At 54.6% G+C, this 19,037-nt stretch carries 14 protein-coding genes; 6 read left to right on the forward strand and 8 right to left on the reverse strand.

From position 1 onward, the window contains the following. Positions 1-46: 46 nt before the first annotated feature. From HNQ92_RS22865 to HNQ92_RS22880, 4 genes are all read right to left on the reverse strand, one after another. The gene (locus tag HNQ92_RS22865) at positions 47-1,477 is read right to left on the reverse strand and encodes a TolC family protein (RefSeq protein ID WP_184177762.1); all 1,431 of its coding nucleotides are present in this window, start codon (positions 1,475-1,477) and stop codon (positions 47-49) included. Then, complete coding sequence (locus HNQ92_RS22870; protein WP_184177764.1) at positions 1,467-4,712, reverse strand: efflux RND transporter permease subunit; 3,246 nt, start codon at positions 4,710-4,712, stop codon at positions 1,467-1,469. The genes HNQ92_RS22865 and HNQ92_RS22870 overlap by 11 nt, the downstream gene beginning before the upstream one ends. A 26-nt stretch (positions 4,713-4,738) precedes the next feature. Continuing rightward, positions 4,739-5,824 carry an efflux RND transporter periplasmic adaptor subunit gene (locus HNQ92_RS22875; protein WP_184177766.1) on the reverse strand — a complete coding sequence of 362 codons (1,086 nt, stop codon included), beginning with the start codon at positions 5,822-5,824 and terminating at the stop codon, positions 4,739-4,741. 134 nt (positions 5,825-5,958) lie between these two features. After that, positions 5,959-6,381 (reverse strand): hypothetical protein, encoded by a 423-nt coding sequence (locus HNQ92_RS22880; RefSeq protein ID WP_184177768.1) that lies wholly within the window; start codon positions 6,379-6,381, stop codon positions 5,959-5,961. 672 nt (positions 6,382-7,053) lie between these two features. On the opposite strand from HNQ92_RS22880, the gene ygiD reads away from it, so the two are divergent. Next, positions 7,054-7,884, forward strand: coding sequence for a 4,5-DOPA-extradiol-dioxygenase (gene ygiD / locus HNQ92_RS22885; RefSeq protein WP_184177770.1), 831 nt, complete (start codon positions 7,054-7,056; stop codon positions 7,882-7,884). Between the two features lie 100 nt (positions 7,885-7,984). Here the strand turns inward: ygiD and sppA are convergent, their stop codons facing one another. After that, on the reverse strand, positions 7,985-9,751 hold the full coding sequence (gene sppA / locus HNQ92_RS22890) for a signal peptide peptidase SppA (protein WP_184177772.1): 1,767 nt from the start codon (positions 9,749-9,751) through the stop codon (positions 7,985-7,987). A gap of 239 nt (positions 9,752-9,990) precedes the next feature. Here sppA and HNQ92_RS22895 point away from each other — a divergent pair, with 239 nt between their 5' ends. Both HNQ92_RS22895 and HNQ92_RS22900 read left to right on the forward strand, forming a co-directional pair. After that, positions 9,991-10,497 carry a SixA phosphatase family protein gene (locus HNQ92_RS22895; RefSeq protein ID WP_246440708.1) on the forward strand — a complete coding sequence of 169 codons (507 nt, stop codon included), beginning with the start codon at positions 9,991-9,993 and terminating at the stop codon, positions 10,495-10,497. Between the two features lie 6 nt (positions 10,498-10,503). Further along, positions 10,504-10,737: a hypothetical protein gene (locus tag HNQ92_RS22900; protein ID WP_184177774.1), complete on the forward strand. Its 234-nt coding sequence runs from the start codon at positions 10,504-10,506 to the stop codon at positions 10,735-10,737. An 83-nt stretch (positions 10,738-10,820) separates the two neighbouring features. On the opposite strand, the gene HNQ92_RS22905 is transcribed toward HNQ92_RS22900, so the two are convergent. Further along, positions 10,821-11,666, reverse strand: a complete 846-nt coding sequence (locus HNQ92_RS22905) for an SDR family oxidoreductase (RefSeq protein ID WP_246440710.1) — start codon at positions 11,664-11,666, stop codon at positions 10,821-10,823. Positions 11,667-12,049: 383 nt separating this feature from the next. Between HNQ92_RS22905 and HNQ92_RS22910 the strand changes: the two genes are divergently transcribed. Next, the gene (locus HNQ92_RS22910) at positions 12,050-14,416 is read left to right on the forward strand and encodes a glycosyltransferase (protein WP_184177778.1); all 2,367 of its coding nucleotides are present in this window, start codon (positions 12,050-12,052) and stop codon (positions 14,414-14,416) included. A 210-nt stretch (positions 14,417-14,626) separates the two neighbouring features. Next, positions 14,627-16,090 (forward strand): glycoside hydrolase family 130 protein, encoded by a 1,464-nt coding sequence (locus HNQ92_RS22915; protein ID WP_343063037.1) that lies wholly within the window; start codon positions 14,627-14,629, stop codon positions 16,088-16,090. Between the two features lie 64 nt (positions 16,091-16,154). On the opposite strand, the gene HNQ92_RS22920 is transcribed toward HNQ92_RS22915, so the two are convergent. Together HNQ92_RS22920 and xerD are read right to left on the reverse strand one after the other, a co-directional pair. Next, positions 16,155-17,318: an aminotransferase class V-fold PLP-dependent enzyme gene (locus HNQ92_RS22920; protein ID WP_184177782.1), complete on the reverse strand. Its 1,164-nt coding sequence runs from the start codon at positions 17,316-17,318 to the stop codon at positions 16,155-16,157. Positions 17,319-17,558: 240 nt separating this feature from the next. Next, the gene (gene xerD / locus HNQ92_RS22925; protein ID WP_184177784.1) at positions 17,559-18,455 is read right to left on the reverse strand and encodes a site-specific tyrosine recombinase XerD; all 897 of its coding nucleotides are present in this window, start codon (positions 18,453-18,455) and stop codon (positions 17,559-17,561) included. An 85-nt stretch (positions 18,456-18,540) separates the two neighbouring features. On the opposite strand from xerD, the gene aroQ reads away from it, so the two are divergent. Next, complete coding sequence (gene aroQ / locus HNQ92_RS22930) at positions 18,541-18,966, forward strand: type II 3-dehydroquinate dehydratase (protein ID WP_184177785.1); 426 nt, start codon at positions 18,541-18,543, stop codon at positions 18,964-18,966. Positions 18,967-19,037: the final 71 nt, after the last annotated feature.

Consider the following 19,037-nt stretch of genomic DNA (forward strand, 5'->3'; position numbering starts at 1 on the left):
ACCTTGATCAGCGGCCAGAGCTCTGGCCGCTGATCAAGGCTTACGATTAATTCCAGCCTCCGCCCAAGGCTCTGTACATGTTTACTTTGGCGTTTAAACGTTTCATTTTTATTTCAATCAGATCCATTCGGGATTCCAAGGCTTCGCGCTGCGTAAGCAATACCTCGCCATAGTCAGCCCGGGCCGAGTTGAACAGGCTACTGGCAATGGTTACGGACTGCCGCAAGAGCTCCACTTCCCGCTGCTTGGTCTGGTAGCTTTTTTCAAAATTAGCCATCCTGGAAAGCTGGTTAAGCACGTCTACGTACGCATTCAGAATGGTTTTTTCGTAGTTATAGGCGGCTTGTACTTGCTGCGCGTTGGCGGAGTAGTACGTGGCTTTGATGGCATTTCGGTTGATCAGCGGGGCTATCAGGTCACCGGCCAGGTTGTAAAGGATCGACTCGGGCCTTACCAGAAAGACAGGATTAAAGGCCTGGAAACTAACTCCCGCCGAAATACCCAGGGACGGATAAAAATTAGCTCTGGCTACCTTTACGTCTAATTTGGCGGCGGCCAATTCGTATTCCGCCTGCCTTATATCCGGGCGATTTACCAGGAGCTGGGCCGGTACCCCCGCCTGAATGGAGTCGATGTTCATCGTGTCGAATGAAACTGAAGCGCGGGGAATGGGCCTTGGAAACCGGGCCGTTAGGAAATTGATCCGGTTTTCGGTTTCAACGATTTTCTGCTTTACCTCAAACTGCAAATTTTGCGTATTTAAGAGCTGAGCCTCAAACCGATTCACCGCCAGCTGGGTTACTTTGGCGGCGTTTTTTTGCATTTGTACCACTCGAAGGGCGTTGGACTGAATCTGACTATTTTGCTCGAGGATGTTGAGGGTATTATCCAAAGCCATGAGCTCATAGTATGCATCGGCAATTTCGGCAATCAGGTTCGTCACCATGAAGTTTTTGCCTTCGATGGACGCCAGGTACCTTGCTATTGCCGATTTTTTAGCGTTGCGCAACTTCTTCCAAATATCCACTTCCCAGGTGGCGTAGGCGCCCAGCCCAAAATCGGTCAGAGGGTCCGGGAACTCCCGGCCGGGCCGGATGTCCAATTGCCTTTCGACGGCCCCGTCCCGCGTGTACCGACCGGCTTTTTCCACGCCTGCTCCGGCTCTGAAATGCACAAAAGGGAGGTATTCCCCTTTTCGGGCCCGGATCTCATTTTGGCTGATGCTGATTTCCTGGAGGGTAATATGGAGCTCCTGGTTATTTTTCAGCGCCGTGTCAATGAGGGAAATCAGGTTTTCGTCGGCGAAATAGTCCCGCCAATTAAGCCGGGTGCTATTGAGGGTGTCGCCGGAGTGGGCATAGCTGGCCGGTACGGTTTTATTTTCTGTCCGGACGGCGGGCTCCGTGATTTTACAACCCCACACCGACAGCACGATCCAGGCTACACCGATAAGCGGATAGATTGACTTATTTTTCATTTCTGTTTCTTTTTCGGTTGTTTGCTTTGATGACCAGCCCCATTTTTTGAATCTTTTTCAGTAGCGACGCTTCCACGCTGCTTTTGACAAAATCTTCGGTGAGCGGATTCTGATCCTCATCCTGAATGAGTTTTCGACCACTGGCCAGGGTGCCGAAAATATAATAGAGCCCCGGCACGATGATCACCCCGAACACCGTCCCGAACAGCATACCGCCCAGGGCGGATGAGCCGATGGTGCGGTTGCCCACGGCTCCCGGCCCCGTAGCGACTACCAACGGAATAAGCCCGGCAATAAAGGCAAAGGAGGTCATCAGGATGGGACGAAAGCGGGCTTTGGAACCTTCGATGGCGGCCTCTAAAATCGAAAGCCCCTGCTGGTGTTTCTGCACGGCAAATTCGACAATCAGTACCGCATTTTTTCCCAGAAGCCCCACCAGCATGATCAGCCCTATCTGGGCGTAGATATCATTGGCTAGCCCCATTACTTTCAGGACGGCAAAGGAGCCAAATACCCCGGCGGGCAGGGATATAATGACCACCAGCGGAATGATGAAACTTTCGTACTGTGACGCCAGTACCAAATACACGAAGATCAGCACCACCACAAAGATGTACAGGGCTTCGTTGCCCCGGCGGGCTTCGTCAAACGACAGGCCTTCCCAGGCGATGTCGTACCCCTGGGGCAGGGTTTTCTCGGCCACTTCCTGAATGGCCCGGATGGCATCGCCGCTCGTATAGCCCGGAGCGGGTATTCCCCGGATCGACGAAGAAGTATACAGGTTGAAGCGCGTGATTTCATTGGGACCCTGGGTCTTTTTCATTTTCATGAAGGAAGAGTAGGGTACCATTTCACCGCTCTCGTTTTTAATGAATAAATCCAACACATCCGAGGGCATTCGGCGGTAGCTGGGGGCGGCTTGGGTATATACCTTGAAAAAAGTATTGAACCTCGTAAAGCCTTGCTCGTAGGTACTTCCGATCAGGATGTCCAGGTTTTCCATGGCTTTGCCAATGGAAACCCCTTTTTGCATGGCCAGCTCGTTGTCAATGAGGAGCTCGTACTGGGGGTAGTTGGCGGCATAAAACGTGAACAGCCCACTCAGCTCTTTACGGTTGCGCAGAGACTCCATAAACTCCGAGTTTATTTTGTCAAACTCCTGGTAGTCGATGGTACTGCTTTTATCCAGCAGCCGGAGCGAAAAACCGTCCGACGAGCCATAACCTGGCACGGCCGGTGGTTCAAAGTACTCGATGACGGCCCCCAGGTTCTGGGTTTTTTCTTCCAGCTCTTCCATGATCTCATGCACGGAATGCTTCCGCTCCGACCAGTCTTTCAGGTTGATGATACAGGTACCCGCGTTGGAGCCTCGCCCTTCGGTCAGGATTTCGTAACCCGCCAGCGAAGACACCGACTGGATTCCCTCCACCTCTTCGGCGATGTGCTGCAACCGCCGGGACACCTCATTGGTACTTTCCAGGGTACTACCGGGCGGCGTTTGAATGATGGCGTAAATCATGCCCTGGTCTTCGTTGGGAATAAAGCCCGACGGCAGGGTTTGGTTAACGGCAAAAATGCCGAACCCAAAAGCGATGAGTATGCCGTAGGTAATGACCCGGCGGTCCACGATCCGGCGGAGCAAACGGGTGTACCTGCCGGTTAGCTTATCAAACCTTCGGTTGAACCAATCAATGAATAAGCTGACGGGCGTTTTTCGTTTGGGCTTGTGGTGATTGTTTTTTAAAATCATGGCACAAAGGACCGGCGTGAGGGTTAACGCCACTACCCCCGACAATACGATGGAGCTCGCCATGGTGATGGAGAACTGGCGGTAGAAAACCCCGACGGGGCCGGTCATGAACGCAATGGGTACAAACACCGACGTCATGATGAGCGTGATGGCGATGATGGCCCCGCTAATTTCCCCAAGTACCTTCTTGACGGCCCGGTAGGGCGTTAAGTGTTCTTCCTCCATTTTGGCATGGACGGCCTCCACCACCACGATGGCGTCATCGACCACGATCCCGATGGCCAGTACCAGGGCAAAAAGCGTGATGAGGTTGATGGTGAGGCCAAAGAGCTGCATGAACATAAAGGCCCCCACCAGCGACACCGGCACGGCGATGATGGGGATCAGCGTAGAACGCCAGTCGCCCAGGAAGAGAAATACCACCAAAGCCACCAACACAAAGGCTTCCACCAGCGTATGCATCACTTTATCAATCGAGGCATCCACAAATTTGGACACATCGTAGTTGATTTCGTAGGCCATGCCGGGCGGGAAGTCTTTCTCCAATTCCGTGAGCTTTTCTTTTACACCCTCAATGACCTTGCTGGCGTTGGTACCGAAGTTTTGCTTCAAGACAATCGAGGCCGCCGGGTACCCATCTTTGTTGGAATAAATGTCAAAAAACTCACTGCCTAGCTCCACTTCGGCAATGTCCTTGAGTTTGAGCGTTTCGCCATTGGCATTGGCTTTCACAATGATGTTCTCGTATTCTTCGGGTTTATTAAACCGACCCTTATACGTCAGCACGTACTCGAGCGACTGGGCGGTTTTTCCGGAAGCCTGTCCCAGCCGCCCCGGCCTTCCGATCACACTTTGTTCTTCCAGGGCTTTCATCACTTCGTCGGTCGAAATGTTGTAGGCGCGCATGCGGTCGGGTTTGAGCCATACCCGCATGGCGTACTGGCGACTCCCCAGTATTTGGGCGCGCCCCATGCCGCTGATCCTTTGGAGCTCGGGGAGGATGTGTACGTTGGCGTAGTTGTACAAAAACTTTTCGTCCGCGTTTTTATCCGTGCTGAAGAGGTTCACGTACATCAGCATACTGGGCTGGATGGGCGTGATCACGATCCCTTCGCGTTGCACCAGCGGAGGCAGGTTATTCATGATTTGGTCGACCCGGGTCTTTACGTTAACCACCGCCGCGTTGGGGTCGGTACCGGGCTCAAACACAATTTGCACCGTCGCTTCTCCGGCGCTGGTGGCGTCGGAGATCAGGTACTGCATGCCCTGTACGCCGTTGATGGCCCGTTCGAGGGGAATGAGGGTCGATTCCACGAGTACCTGGGCGCTGGCTCCGGGATAGGCAATAAATATATTGACGCGGGGCGGAGCAATGTCCGGAAATTGGGAGATCGGTCTTGTAGTAATCGCTAGAACCCCTAAGAAAATGATGGCCAGCGAAATGGAGATAGCAAGAACCGGCCTTTGAATGAATTTGCTAAACATCTTAATTCACGTTTTAGGGTTCTTACTTATTCGGCGTGTAGTTGGTGCAGTTCGGCCAGGATCTTTTGCTGCGGATGGAATTCGTACTTGATTTCCTGGTTGTTTTTAACCTTCCGCAGCCCTTCAATCAGGATTTTATCCGTTACCAATAATCCTTCCGAAACCTGGTAGATATGGGGGATTTCTGCCCCTACGGTAATTTGCCGGGATCGAATGACATTGCTGGTGTCGACTACGTAGACGTACTTTTTGTCCAAAACCTCAAAGGTGGCTTTTTGCGGAATGAGCAGGGCGTCATTCAGCTTTACGGGCATCAAAATATTGCCGGTTTCACCGTGTCGTAGGACGCCTTGTGGGTTTTGAAAAGTGGCCCTAAAGGCAATGTTTCCGGTCTCATTATTAAAGTCTGCTTCAATGGTTTCCACCACACCTTCCTGGCCAAATAGCTGATTGTTAGCGATTCTTAGTTTTACCTTCAAGGGATCGTTGGACTTGGCGCGGGTGATGTAGTCCAGGTACTCGGCTTCCGGAACGTTGAAGTAAACCCACATCCGGTTGTTGTCGGAAAGGGTGGTGAGCAGTTCTCCTTCGTCCACCAAACTACCCAGACGGACGTCATTGAAGCGGCCCACGATGCCATCAAACGGGGCCCGAATCTCCGTAAATCCCAGGTGGGCCTGGGCCAGTTCCAGCTCGGCTTTGGCCTTGTCCAGTTTGGCTTTGGACAGGGCCAATTCATTTTTGGATACGATGTTGCTGTCGGCGAGACTTTTGGTGTTTTGAAATTCTATTTCGGCAAAACTGGCCTCGGCATTGGCAATTTGCTTTTCGGCCTGGTAGATCACGGGCATAATTTGGAACATGAGCTGCCCCTTTTTAATAAACTGGCCTTCGTCTACGTAAATTTTTTGCAGGTAGCCTTTTTCCAAAGCCCGAAGCTCGATGTGCTGGATGGCCCGGATCTGACAAACGTAATCGTGAAAAATAAGGGTGTCTTTTTTTATTGGGCTCGATACCAAGTACTTGGTTTGTTCCTGCTCTTGGTGTTCGTCGTGCGTGCAGCTGGTAATACATACCGCGGCCAGGCAGAGGAGCATATGAAAATATCTCATGTTGATTTTTGATTTATTAAACGAAACTGGGAAAGCACGAACGCACCCAAAGGCTTATGGAAAGGCCTCATGGGGGATGCGTACGGGAAAGCCTTCAGCAAAGAGCCCAAGGATTTCTACGAGCGTTTAATAAATCAGGACAGGAAACTTTTCCAGGAGTGATGCAGAATGAAGAGCGAAACCGTTTTCCGGTTTTGGAAGGATAAAAGGAGCTTTAAATAGGTCGTTTTTGTACTTTTTGCGGCGCTGTATTTTATAAAATCACAGCTGCCCAGATCCCAGGTCCATTTACTCCATTCGTCTTCTACGTCTTCGGTCGACTCGTCGTTTTCGTCCGAAGATTCGGGGTCGGGCTCGTAGGGAAGCTGGAGCGGGTGGTGGGCAGCAGAAGCATCGTCGTTACCCGTAAGCAGCGAAGCATGATCTTCCAGGCTTGATTCACTCGTCTGCGGGTACGGCTTGGGGAAAGAATGGGTACTTTCGCCCAGAAACGAAAAGCTAAATGAAAGCAAAAAGCAGAAGCACCTGAAAAGTACTTCCAGGTTCTTGAGATGCACGTTCGGCTTTCTATGTTGGCTTTTGCTCCGCATGGCTGGCGACAAAGGTATACTTATTTCATGAGGTGTTCCTGCAGCATTAGTTGTATGGTAGCTATAGTACGCCCAACGACCCGATCTGGCCTTTTTTCGCTCGGCGGAGCAATAGAACGGTTTGGCAAACCGGGCTTATGATCAAGGTACTTTTGGCTATGTGGGTGAATAAAATATCGTGATCGTACTACCTAGATTGCCAAGGCCCGAAAGTACCATTTTGGAACAAATATCCAAGCTGTCGCGTGCCTTTTCTCATGGGATACTACCCATTTATTTTGGCATTGCTGCCTGGCCTGAAAAGAACAAAATCGAATCACGGAAAAGTACCTCAAAAGTACCCCCGTGCCGGGATTACCCCCTCCCAACGGAAAGGTACTTTGCCGCCCGTAGGGGGTACTTTCGACAGCCTGAAGATACCTTTCAGGGTAGGTAGTTGGTAGCTTAAATGAATATCCGCGAGGTACTTTTTCCTCGCGGAATCAAAATGGATTTGCCGCCCGCCTTGGTAAGGTACTTGCGGAGGTACCTGGTTGAACTTTTGTGTGTCAGAAACGATTATCTATATGTATGAACATTAAATGTTAATACATATAAATTAAACCAAAGTACCTCCCTAACACAGGTACCTGCACGGCGATGAAACTGAACGAACTAACCCAACTGACCCAGCCCTTCGGAACCACCGAGCGGATGCCCGTCCTCTTCGTAGGGCACGGCAACCCCATGAACGCCCTGGAAGATAACCCGTTTACGCGTAGCCTGCGGCAAGCAGGGGAGCAGCTGCGCGCCAAGTACCCCCCGCAGGCCATCCTGGTGGTGTCGGCGCACTGGCTCACGCGGGGTACTTTCGTAAACGTAGCCCCCCGGCCCGAGACCATCCACGACTTCGGCGGCTTTCCCGACGCGCTTTTTGCCGTGCAGTACCCGGCCCCCGGCGCACCCGAGCTGGCGCGGGAGACGGCCCGGCTAAGTACCCTCATCCACGAAACCGACGACTGGGGCCTGGACCACGGCGCCTGGACCATCCTGCATCACTTGTTTCCGGGGGCGGAAGTACCCGTGTACCAGCTGAGCATCGACTACTACCAGCCGATGGAGTACCACCTGCGGCTGGCGCAGCAACTCAAGGTACTTCGCCGCAAAGGGGTACTTATTATTGGCAGTGGGAATATCGTGCACAACCTGCGCCAGAGCATGCCGCGCCTGATGACCGGCGACCACGCCGCTTACGACTGGGCCACGGAGTTTGACGCCTGGACCAAGCAACAACTCGAAAAGGGCGACTACGAAAGCCTGACCAGGTACCTGGAGCTGGGGACCGTGGGGAAGCTGGCCGTACCCACGCCCGACCACTACATTCCGCTGCTCTACAGCGTGGGCCTGGCTGATGCCACCGACCCGCTCCAGCAGCTCTACGAAGAAGTAGCCTACGGGGGCATCAGCATGAGGACGTTTCAGCTGGGGTAGGGGTACTTTAGAGGTAGTTTCTTGATAAAAAAAGAAGCGGGATGGCTCTACACGAACCATCCCGCTTTTGTACGATAAAGTACCTAAAGGTACCTTCCTTCTACCGAATATCCAGCTCGAAGGGCATCCGGGCCTGGATGCCTTCCATGCGCAGGGCTTTTTGGTACATTTTTACGTAGGGAGCGAGCTCGCCCAGCTGCTTGTTGAACGCTTTCTCCTCGGCGTCGCCGGTGAGCTTATTGATCATTTCTTCCAGCGGTTTTTTCTTTTCGGGATAGAAACGCACGCGGTAGTCGCCTTTGTCCAGCTTGGCAGCTTTGGCCGCCAGGGCGATGGCTTCGTCGATGCCACCGAGTACATCCACCAGGCCGTTGTTTTTAGCGTCCTGGCCCGACCACACCCGGCCCGACGCCAGGCTCTGGAGTTTTTCGAGCGGCATTTTACGGCCTTCGGCGGCTTTTTTAGTGAAAGTCGCGTAGCCTTCGTTTACGCTTTTCTGGAATATCTCTTTTTCAAAATCGGTCATTTCGCGGGTCACGGTGGGCCAGTCGGCGTGGGGGTTGGTCTTGACGCCGTCGAAGGTAATGCCCAGCTTGTTGTTCATGAAGTGCTCCACGTTAAAGAGCAGCGCGAAGATCCCGATGGAGCCGGTGATGGTGTTGGGCTGGGCCACGATGGTGTCGCAGGCCATGGCCATGTAGTAGCCGCCCGAAGCCGCCACGTCCGACATAGACGCGATCACGGGTTTTTTCTTGCGGGTGAGCTGGATTTCGCGCCACATCACGTCCGAGGCCAGCGAACTACCCCCCGGCGAATTGATCCGGATCACAACGGCTTTGATCTTGTCATTTTCCCGAATCTTCCTGAGCTCCTTCACAAATTTCTCGGAGGCAATGACGCCGTCGCCGCTATCGCCCGAAATGATTTCGCCTTCGGCCACCATCACGGCAATGCGCTTGTTGAAATCCCCCTCCTTCACGGGCAGGTCCGACTTGAGGTACTTGTTCAGGCCTACGTACTCAATGCTCTTCTTTTCGCCTAGCTTCAACTCTTTTTTTATTGCGCTTTCTACTTCATCGAGGTAGGCTACGTTCGTGATGAGCTTGTACTTGAGGGCCGAGGCCGGGCTGCGTACGGCCAGGGAGTCGGCCAGGCCGCTGAGGTACTCGGGCGTTAGGTTGCGGGTAGCGGCTACCTTAGCGATAAACTGCCCGTTGACCGACGAAAGCAGCTCGAGCGTTTGTTTTTTGCTGGCCTCGCTCATGTCCTTGCGCGAGAACATCTCCACGGCACTTTTAAACTCACCCACCCGAAACACGACGGGCTTGATCTCGAGTTTGTCAAAGGTACCTTTGTAGAAATCGTACTCGGCCGAGAGGCCATTCCACTCCATACCTCCCGCCGGGTTCAGGTAGATGTGGTCGGCTACGGAAGCCAGGTAGTATCCTTTTTCGGAGTAAAATTCGCCGTAGGCGTATATGAATTTTTTGGATTTTTTAAATTCAATCAACTCGTTCCGGATTTCTTCCAGCGTAGCCCAGCCTGCCATCGGCATTTCGGTTTTAAGAAAAACCCCTTTGATGTTTTTGTCCTCCCGGGCGTTGCGCAGGGCTTCGCGGATGTCTTTCAAGCCCGTGACGTTGGAACCACCCACAAAAGGGCCGCCCAGGTCCGAAAACGGATTATCCACGCCCACTTCCCGGATGGGATCACTCAGGTCTAGTTTAAGTACGGAATTGTCTTTGACGTTGACTTTCTCGTCCGATGAGAAAGCCGAGCCGATGCCGATGAGCAGCAAAAGCGAAAGTACGGAGAATAATAAGATACCCACAATGGTGGCCAGCACGTACTTCAAGAATTGTAACATAGAGTAAGAAATTGTCTTTTGTAAAAAAACCAGGGGTTAAACTTCAATGCTAACCAATCAACAAAAATAACGATTAATTTTGCCAACGGTCGGGAGGAAAATGGCTTAGTGGTTTATTTTGTACTACGGACGGTAAAATTCAGGGGCCAACTACCTTACCTTTGCCGGGGTACTTTCCGCTGCAGAATACTACCTGGGCAGATCCGGTCTGGATAGATCCGGTTTTTTAGAAAAAACATATGATGAAAAAATTACTGTATCTGGTGCGCCACGGCCAGGCCGAAGACCGGGCTCCGATGTTCCGGGATTTTGAGCGGGAGCTAACCTCGCAGGGCATCATGGACTCGGCCCGCATGGGCAAGTACCTGGCCCAAAAATCGACACAAGTAGACCGGATGGTCACCAGCAGTGCCGCCCGCGCCTACCAGACGGCCAAGGTGATGGCCGAGCAGCTTGGCTATGAGCAGGAGGCAATTGTGTGCGTAGACAAGCTCTACGACGGCGGCCCTCAGGCCTACCTCGAGGCCGTGAATACCACGCCGGAAAACTGTAGCGTTCTGATGCTTTTTGGGCATAATCCGGACATTACCTACTTTGGCGAGTACCTGACCCGCTCGGACGTGAGCTCCATGGAAAAAGGAGCCGTGGCTATCTACGAGTTTGAAGATCTGAGCTGGGCCGAGGTGTCGGCCAAAACCGCCCGGCTGCTGGGCTACGAATCGCCCAGGCAAATTAGACTTTCCTGACTACCCATGGCGGAACCAAATCGAAATCGCAAGCTTTTCATCTTTATTTTTATTGGGTTCACCCTGTTGATGGCCATGCTGGCCCTTGACATGGCGCGCCGCACTACCGCTCCCTGGAACAAACCCAAGCAGCTAGAGCGGGCCCTGCCGGGTGCGCTACCTCCCGCCGACAACTCCCTGCTCGACTCGCTGCTACGGGAAGAAAAAGAGCCCACTCCCGATACCCTTCGTCCGAAATAAGTACAGCCACCGCTCTACCCGTGTGCGACGGAATAGGGGCGGTGGCTGCCATAAATAGAAGTACCTGGTGGACAAATGCGTAACTAGCCGTTGATCACCTGCCCGCCGTTGGGGTGCAGGGTTTGGCCGCTGATGTAGCTGGCGTCTTCACTGGCCAGGAAAACGTAGCAGGGAGCTACCTCGGCGGGTTGTCCGGGGCGTCCCAGCGGGGTATCTTTCCCAAATTTCTCTACCTTTTCGGCATCAAACGTAGCCGGAATCAGGGGCGTCCAGATGGGCCCCGGCGCTACGGCATTGACCCGGATTCCCTTGTCGGCTAGGTTGCCCGACAGCGAGCGGGTAAAAGCCGTAATGGCTCCCTTGGTAGAGGAGTAGTCCAGCAGCCCCGGACTACCCTGGAAGGCGGTCACTGAGGTAGTATTGATGATGGAGTCGCCTTCGCTTAGGTGCGGCAGGGCCGCCTGCGTAAAGTAGAAAAAAGCGAAGATATTGGTCGCAAAGGTATCTTTCAGCTTGTTCGTGTCGATCTCCCGGATGTCTTTTTTGGGATGCTGCTCGGCGGCGTTATTGACCAGAATGTTCAGCTTTCCAAATTCGTTCACCGTTTTCTCCACCGCCTCTTTGCAGAAGTTTTCCTCCCGCACGTCGCCCCGGATCAGCAGGCAGCGCTTGCCTTCATCTTCCACCATTTGCCGGGTATCTTCGGCGTCCTGGTCTTCGTTGAGGTACACAATGGCGACGTTGGCTCCTTCGCGGGCAAAGTGCACCGCCACGGCACGTCCAATGCCGCTATCACCGCCGGTAATGAGCGCCGTCTTTCCATCCAGTTTGCCGCTGCCGCGGTAGTTGTCCCGGATCACGATGGGTTCCGGCTTCATCAATTCTTCCACACCGGGTTGGTCAGGCTGAGTCTGACCTTTGATTTTCATATCGTAGTTCATGATGGTTGCGAATAGTACAAAATAGTGAGTAACTAAAAGGGTGCTTAAAAACAGCCCCGCGGATTTGTACAAAAACCATATGCCACGGCGGGCCTGAAGTACCTGAAGGCCTAGCCAGGCGGGTCAGGCGCGGTTCCCATTTTTCAAGTTGTGCAAGTTGTGCAAGCAATTTCTCAGTTAGTGCCTCCGTAGGCTGCCTTTGGGGTCGGGTACGCTTTTTGTTATCATCCGTTTGAATTTATTGGTACCACTACACACACCACAAAGTACCCCATTGAGCAACATGGTACGCCGCCCCGGACTACTTACTTTTTTAGGAGTTGGCGGAAATTGTTTCTAAAAAATCATCCATAGCCCAATCGCATCACTACATGATCAACTCAAAAATGGATTCCACGCCCACGGTGGCTTTTCTGGGAAACTACGTGCCCCGGCGCTGTGGTATTGCTACGTTTACACATGATATGTTCCGTTCTTACACGGAAAAGTACCCCGGTACCCACTCTTTTGTAGTCTCAGTAGAAGATTTGCCCCATACCTACGCCTACCCCGAGGAGGTACGCTGGACCTTTGATCAGCACGATCCGCTCGGTTACCGGCGCGTGGCCGATCAGCTCAATGCTTCCGAGGCCGAGGTAGTATGTGTGCAGCACGAATACGGAATCTACGGCGGCGAATCGGGCAGCTACCTGTTGCATCTGACACGCCATCTCACCAAACCTTACGTGGTGACGCTGCACACGGTATTGAAGGAGCCCACCCAGGCGCAGCGCCTGGTGTTGCAGGAGCTGGCCCACGGGGCTCAACAGGTTGTGGTGATGTCAGAGAAAGGAGCCGATATGCTCAACTGCGTCTTCAAGGTACCTTTTACCAAGATCAAAGTGATTCCGCACGGCGTGCCCGATGTACCCTTTGGAACCAAGGAGGCCAATAAAGAAAAGCTGGGCTTGAGCGGCAAAAAGATAGTGTTGACTTTCGGCTTGCTTTCGCCCAACAAAGGCATCGAGTTGGCCATTCGGGCTTTGCCGCCCGTAGTCGAAAAAATACCCGACGTACTGTATGTGGTGTTGGGGGCCACCCATCCCAACCTGATCCGGGAGCAGGGAGAAGCCTACCGCAACGAGCTCATGGCCCTGGCCAAAGCGCTGGGCGTAGAGCGTAACGTGGCCTTTCACAACCGGTTCGTCGACGACCCTACCTTGCTGGAGTACCTACAGGCCAGCGATGTCTACCTCACTCCTTACCTCAACGAAGCGCAGATCACCTCAGGTACTTTGGCCTATAGCGTGGGCTGCGGGAAGGCCGTTGTTTCGACGCCCTACTGGCACGCCCAGGAGCTGCTGGCCGACGGTCGGGGTACTTTGGTGAAATTTGGCTGCCACCAGGATATTTCGCAGGCGCTGCTGCGGCTGTTTACGGATAAAAAGTACCTCGAGGATATGGAACGGAAGGCCTACGCCTACGGCCGCTCCATGACCTGGCCGCAGGTGGCCGAAAGCTACCGGAAAGTGTACAGCAGCGCGGGTACCAAGCCCGCAAAAGTACCTAAGCCCGCTCTGCCCAAAATGAAGCTGGACCACTTGCTGCGGCTTACCGACTCCACGGGCATGATTCAGCACGCCCGCTACGGGATGCCCTATCGGCAGGAGGGCTACTGCATCGACGACAACGCCCGGGCGCTTTTGTATTGCGTTAGGCTTATGGATGGAACCCAGGAAGTACCCGCCCGGCTGTGGCGCCTGGTGGAGACCTACGCGGCTTTCGTGGGCCACGCCTTTGACGAGGAGCAGCGCGCGTTCCGCAACTTTATGTCGTACGAGCGTACCTGGCTGGAGCGGCGCGGCTCTGACGATTCGCAGGGACGAACCGCCTGGGCCCTGGGCGAAACCGTCTGCCTGGCCAAGCGGCCCGACCTCAAGCAGTGGGCGAGCCATTACTTACGCGAAATGCTGCCGACACTCTCAGCGATGACGTCTCCCCGGGCCTGGGCCTTTGCGTCCATTGGCCTCACGCATTACCTGCGCTACCAACCCGACGAGCAAGCCGCTACCCTGCGCAATGACCTAAACGCCCGACTCATGGAGCTGTACGCCAAGGTAGCAACGCCCGAGTGGGAGTGGTTTGAGGAAGGACTCAGCTACGACAACGCCCGGCTATCGCAGGCGCTGCTGATGAGCGATAACCCCCAGGAACGACTGGTAGGCTACACCACCCTTGACTGGCTCATGACGGTCCAGGTCGATGCGTTTGGGCTGTTCAGACCCATCGGAAATCAGGGCTTTGGCAAGAAAAGGCGGGAGTGCCTCACCGATTTTGACCAGCAACCCGTGGAGGTATGGGCCACCGTGGATGCCTGCCAGGAAGCCTACAATCACACGCAGGAAGCCAAATGGCTCACCCTGGGCGACCACGCCTTCTCCTGGTTTTTGGGAAATAACCGCATTAATATACCCATGTATAACGAAGAGACGGGCGCCTGCTACGACGGCATCCACAGCGAAGGGCCCAACCTCAACTGCGGAGCAGAGTCTTGTCTGTCTTACCTGGCGGCCCGCCTGCGGTTAGAAAGCTGGCAGTACAAGCAGGTGATATTGCGGAGCGCCCCAGTGGCACCTACCAAAGTGGCGGCAATACCTGTCTGGAAAGAAAAAAGCAGTACTCCGGGCAAAAGCAAACCGGCACTTTCGATACAGCCGATCAGCATGACCGGCGGCCCGCGCCCGAACTTCGTGAAGTAGAAAGCCCTTAAAGGGCTAATTATCAGAAAGAAAGTGAGTATACTTTGAAGCGACGGCGGGGTTTCTTTTCCAAAAAGAAATGACCCGTCGTCGCTTTTATAGGTATATTTAAATAGAGAGTAGTATGTTTACAACATGGCCGGTGCACATACCTTATGGTTGTGCGGTACCGTTAATTACACAAATTGCAAACCTAAAGCCCTATTTCTCGTGAAGAAGATTTCGGTAGATAAAAAGGAAATTACCATAGTACCCAATATGAACCGCGTCATGTTGCGGCCTTTCCGTATTGATAAAGACCGTACCCACGGCCTGGTCAAACGTATCCTGGCTTTGTCGGAAGAAGAGGCGCAGACCAAGTACGAATCCGTGCTGGAAGAATTTGATCACCGCCATCGACGCTTCGAGGAAACGGTCCTGATCAACTACGACCGGATACGCCAGGTAGTTGGCCTGGAAACGGAGCCCAGCCGGGCGCACCAGCTACTCATCGGAAGTTTTTTTACGCACGAATATTCCATCGAAGCGGCGGCCTTGTTCAATCCGTCGGTGGTGTGGCACCCTGATCAGTCGGGAGTGCCGGAAGGCAGCAAGCGGTTTGCCCTGAGCCTGCGGGCTACGGGCGAGGGGCATATTTCGTCAATTATTTTCAGGACGGGTATTTTTGACGAGCAGGGCAACGTCACGATCGACGAAGACTCCGAGTTTTCTACGGCTCCCATCCAGTATAACGAAGTGCGGCTTTCGCGGAAGTTTATCATCAAAAAGGTAGCCGAGATTGGCCTGGGGGAGCTGACCAATGACCCGCTGATCGAGCAACTACCCGAGCGCTTCACGCTGGGCGAATTGAAGGGATTGGTGCAGTCCGACAGCCGCTTTGAAGACCATGTGATGCTGTCCACGGCGCTGGTAAGCCTGCTGAGTGCCAACTACGAGATGGTCTTTGCCGAGGATACATCGCTGTCGGAGCGCGTTATTTTTCCGTACGCCGCCCGCGAGATGAACGGCATGGAAGACGCCCGCTTTGTGGAACTGGAGGACGAAGACGGTACCTCGCGCTACTACGCCACCTATACGGCCTACAGCGGCATGTTGATCTTCCCCCAGCTCCTCGAAACCGACGATTTTATTACCTTTCGGGTACGGACGCTGGCCGGCAAAGGGGCTCAGAACAAGGGCATGGCGCTTTTCCCCCGCCGCATCAACGGCCAGTACGCCATGCTGGGGCGGCAGGATGGGGAGAACATCTACATCATGTTCTCCGACGATCTTTACATCTGGCGCGAAAGCCAGCTGCTCATCGAGCCCCAGCAGACCTGGGAGTTTATTCAGATGGGAAATTGCGGATCACCCATTGAAACCCCCGACGGCTGGCTGGTACTGAGCCACGGTGTGGGGCCCATGCGCAAGTACTGCCTGGGTATTTTTCTGCTGGACCTCCATGACCCTACCCGGGTGATTGGCCGCTTGCCGTACCCGCTCATGTACGCCGAAGGCGAAGAGCGGGAAGGCTACGTACCCAATGTGGTGTACACCTGCGGAGCGCTATGCCTGGGCAACCAACTCTTTATTCCCTACGCGAAGTCAGACTACTCCACGGGATTTGCCACGGTATCTGTCAGCGAGCTCCTGGCCGCCATGATCGGTACCCGGGAGGTTATTTCCAACAAATAAAGTAGAAAAGGGTACTTTGGGGTGACCTACTTTCGTCAACGCAAAGTACCCCCTTTTTATAAAATCAGACCACGCTCTCCAACGCCCGTAGCAGGGCGTTGGCGTCTTCGGGGGTATTGTACACGTGTGGTGCCACCCGAATGCCACTTCCGCGCGCCGAAACGTAGACCTGGCGTTCCGAAAGCGACCGTTGCAGGGCCATTACATCCAAGCCCGGCGGGGTGCGTAGGCCCAGCAGGTGGTGGGCCCGATAGCCTTCTTCTTCCAGGCCGTAGCCGAGCTCAGCCAGGCGGGGAAGTACCTCGGCCAGCAGCTCTTTTCCGTAGCTCTGAATGGTGGCGACGCCCCAGTCCAGCAGTTGGCGCAGGGCCGCTTCGAGCATAGGCAGCTGGATAAACTGCGCTTGCTCACCCACGTTGTACCGAAACGCCTTGGGGCGGTAGTCGCGGCGGTAGTGCGTGAGCTGGTGGAAAAGGTGGCTGTCGGGCCGGGCCATCCAGGTTTCTTCCAGCGGAATACCGTCGTCAAATACCTCCCCAAAGTACCCTAGCCCGAGCGAGTAGGGGCCCATGAGCCATTTGTACGACGCACACAGCAGCGCGTCGGGACGGACTTGGGCAAGGTCAAAGGGCAGCGCCCCTACCGACTGCGTGCCGTCAACCACCAGCCAGGCGTCTACGTCGCGGGCTCGGGCTGCGAGGGCCTCCAGCTCAAATTTGACGCCGTACATCCAATGCACGGGCGGGCACACCAGCAGGCAGGTACTTGCGTCCAGGGCGGCCAGCAGGCGCTCGTTCCAGCTGCGGCCCACGGAAGTGCCTTCCGGCATGGGCACGGTCTCAATGCTCAGGCCCTGCTCCGCCGCCACGCGCTCCCAGGCGTACACATCGCTGGGGAATTCACCGTCCAGCAGTACTATTTTCTGTCCTTTGGCCAGGCCCGGCTTGCGGGGCAGGTTGCGCGCTACCACCGCCAGTCCGTACGATACCGACGGGATGAGCGCAATGCGCTCGGGGTCGTCGTTGCCAATGAGCTCCGAAAACAACCGACGGACGTTCCAGGCGGGCTCAAAAAAATCCGGTGGCGTGAGGGTGTGGATCTGCCGGGTGGTTTGCCGGATGGCCTCCACGCCCGCGGCTTCCACGGCCTGCGTAAACGGCCCGCGGGTGGCGCAGTTGAGGTAGTGAATGGCGGGGTCGAGCGAAAAGAGGTGTTTTTGGCACTGCATAGGAAGTAGGTACTTTTGATGATCACAAGATGGTTTTTCGGGCCAGAGGCAGAAGGTACTTTGTTTTTTTATGTAAAAGTACTTTTCAATAAAATGAGTTTTTCCGTCCCCACCCAGGGACCCCTCGGGGTACTTGGTGTAAGGCATCACAAACCTAGCAGACAACGACGCTTTAGGTACCTTGTTTTTACAAAAAAAGTCTTTCTTTCAAAGTACCTCCAACCCTGGCCAGGTACCTGCTCACGCCCGTGGGTGAAATTCCGTGACGACCTGCCGGAGGTAGTCGCGGTCGAGGTGGGTGTAGATCTCGGTGGTGGTGATGGACTCGTGCCCGAGCATTTCCTGCACGGCCCGCAGGCTGGCACCGCCCTCGATGAGGTGCGTAGCAAACGAGTGCCGGAAGGTATGCGGGCTCACGTTTTTTTGGATACCGGCCAGAGCCGCGGTTTCTTTGATAATCAGGAAGATCATGACGCGCGAGAGCTGCGCGCCGCGGCGGTTCAGAAAAACGATGTCTTCACTCTCTTTCTTGACCTCCTGCTGGCACCGAACGGTGTCGAGGTAGAGCTGCGTGTACTTGATGGCGTCGCGCCCGATGGGTACCAGCCGTACCTTGTCGCCCTTACCAAGTACCCGCACGAAGCCGATGTCGAAGTAGCAGTTGGTGAGTTGCAGGCTCGTCAGCTCCGACACCCGCAGGCCGCAGCTGTAAAGTACCTCCAGCATGGCGCGGTTGCGGGTACCTTCGGGCGTGGTGGGGTCAATGGCCTCTAGCATTCGCTCGATCTCGGGGTAGCTCAGTACATCGGGTAGCTTGCGCGGCAGGCGCGGAGCTTCCAGCAGCTCGGTGGGATTTTCGGTGACGACCCCTTCCAGCAACAGGTACCCAAAAAACGACTTGAGGCCCGAGAGTAACCGCGCCTGCGAGTGCGCCGACAGCCCCAGCTCGGTGAGGTACTTAAGGTACCCCAGCAGGTGTTCTTCCCGCACATCGGCGGGGGTGAGGGCCAGCGCGCTGAGGTCCAGGTACTCGCGCAGCTTGTCGGCGTCGTGCACGTAGGCCTGTACGGAGTGGTCGGAAAGCGACCTTTCCAGCCGGAGGTAGTTTTTAAAATGTTTGATGTAGCTTTGCCACATAGGTACCTGTAGAAAGTCGATGAAAGAACGGCTCCAAACGCTCGACGAAGCTACCCAAACCTTTTCATTTCACCAATAAGTACCCATGAAACGAATCCTGATCCTGAACGGCCCTAACCTCAACCTGCTCGGCAAACGCGAGCCGTCCGTGTACGGCAGCCAGTCTTTTGAGGATTATTTCCAAACCCTGCAAAGTACCTTCCCGAGCGCAGAGCTGCACTACTATCAGTCGAACCACGAAGGTGCTTTGATCGACAAAATCCACGAGCTGGGCTTTACCTTCGACGGCCTGGTGATCAACGCCGGAGGGCTCACGCACACGTCGGTAGCGCTGGCCGACGCGCTATCGGCCGTGCCCATGCCCGCCGTGGAGGTACATATTTCCAACATCCACGCCCGCGAGGCGTTTCGCCACCACAGCTTCCTTACCAGCCGCTGCCGGGGGATGATCTGCGGCCTGGGCTTGCGAGGCTACGAGCTGGCCGTGAAGTACCTGCTGGAAGCGGCCTGAAAAGGCAATGGGTACATATAAAAAGGGGAACCATGGGCGTTCCTGAAACAGAAAGCGTGGCATAAAAAATT

The organism is Rhabdobacter roseus (genome assembly GCF_014202275.1).
Classification (GTDB): Bacteria; Bacteroidota; Bacteroidia; order Cytophagales; family Spirosomataceae; genus Rhabdobacter; species Rhabdobacter roseus.

What these genes read in the sequence shown, in the direction of transcription:
- aroQ (WP_184177785.1), top strand. Translation starts at nt 18,541, where the DNA reads ATGAAACGAATCCTGATCCTGAACGGCCCTAACCTCAACCTGCTCGGC.
- HNQ92_RS22900 (WP_184177774.1), top strand. Translation starts at nt 10,504, where the DNA reads ATGGCGGAACCAAATCGAAATCGCAAGCTTTTCATCTTTATTTTTATT.
- sppA (WP_184177772.1), bottom strand. Translation starts at nt 9,751, where the DNA reads ATGTTACAATTCTTGAAGTACGTGCTGGCCACCATTGTGGGTATCTTA.
- ygiD (WP_184177770.1), top strand. Translation starts at nt 7,054, where the DNA reads ATGAAACTGAACGAACTAACCCAACTGACCCAGCCCTTCGGAACCACC.
- HNQ92_RS22910 (WP_184177778.1), top strand. Translation starts at nt 12,050, where the DNA reads ATGATCAACTCAAAAATGGATTCCACGCCCACGGTGGCTTTTCTGGGA.
- HNQ92_RS22875 (WP_184177766.1), bottom strand. Translation starts at nt 5,824, where the DNA reads ATGAGATATTTTCATATGCTCCTCTGCCTGGCCGCGGTATGTATTACC.
- HNQ92_RS22865 (WP_184177762.1), bottom strand. Translation starts at nt 1,477, where the DNA reads ATGAAAAATAAGTCAATCTATCCGCTTATCGGTGTAGCCTGGATCGTG.
- HNQ92_RS22920 (WP_184177782.1), bottom strand. Translation starts at nt 17,318, where the DNA reads ATGCAGTGCCAAAAACACCTCTTTTCGCTCGACCCCGCCATTCACTAC.
- xerD (WP_184177784.1), bottom strand. Translation starts at nt 18,455, where the DNA reads ATGTGGCAAAGCTACATCAAACATTTTAAAAACTACCTCCGGCTGGAA.
- HNQ92_RS22870 (WP_184177764.1), bottom strand. Translation starts at nt 4,712, where the DNA reads ATGTTTAGCAAATTCATTCAAAGGCCGGTTCTTGCTATCTCCATTTCG.
- HNQ92_RS22895 (WP_246440708.1), top strand. Translation starts at nt 9,991, where the DNA reads ATGATGAAAAAATTACTGTATCTGGTGCGCCACGGCCAGGCCGAAGAC.
- HNQ92_RS22905 (WP_246440710.1), bottom strand. Translation starts at nt 11,666, where the DNA reads ATGAAAATCAAAGGTCAGACTCAGCCTGACCAACCCGGTGTGGAAGAA.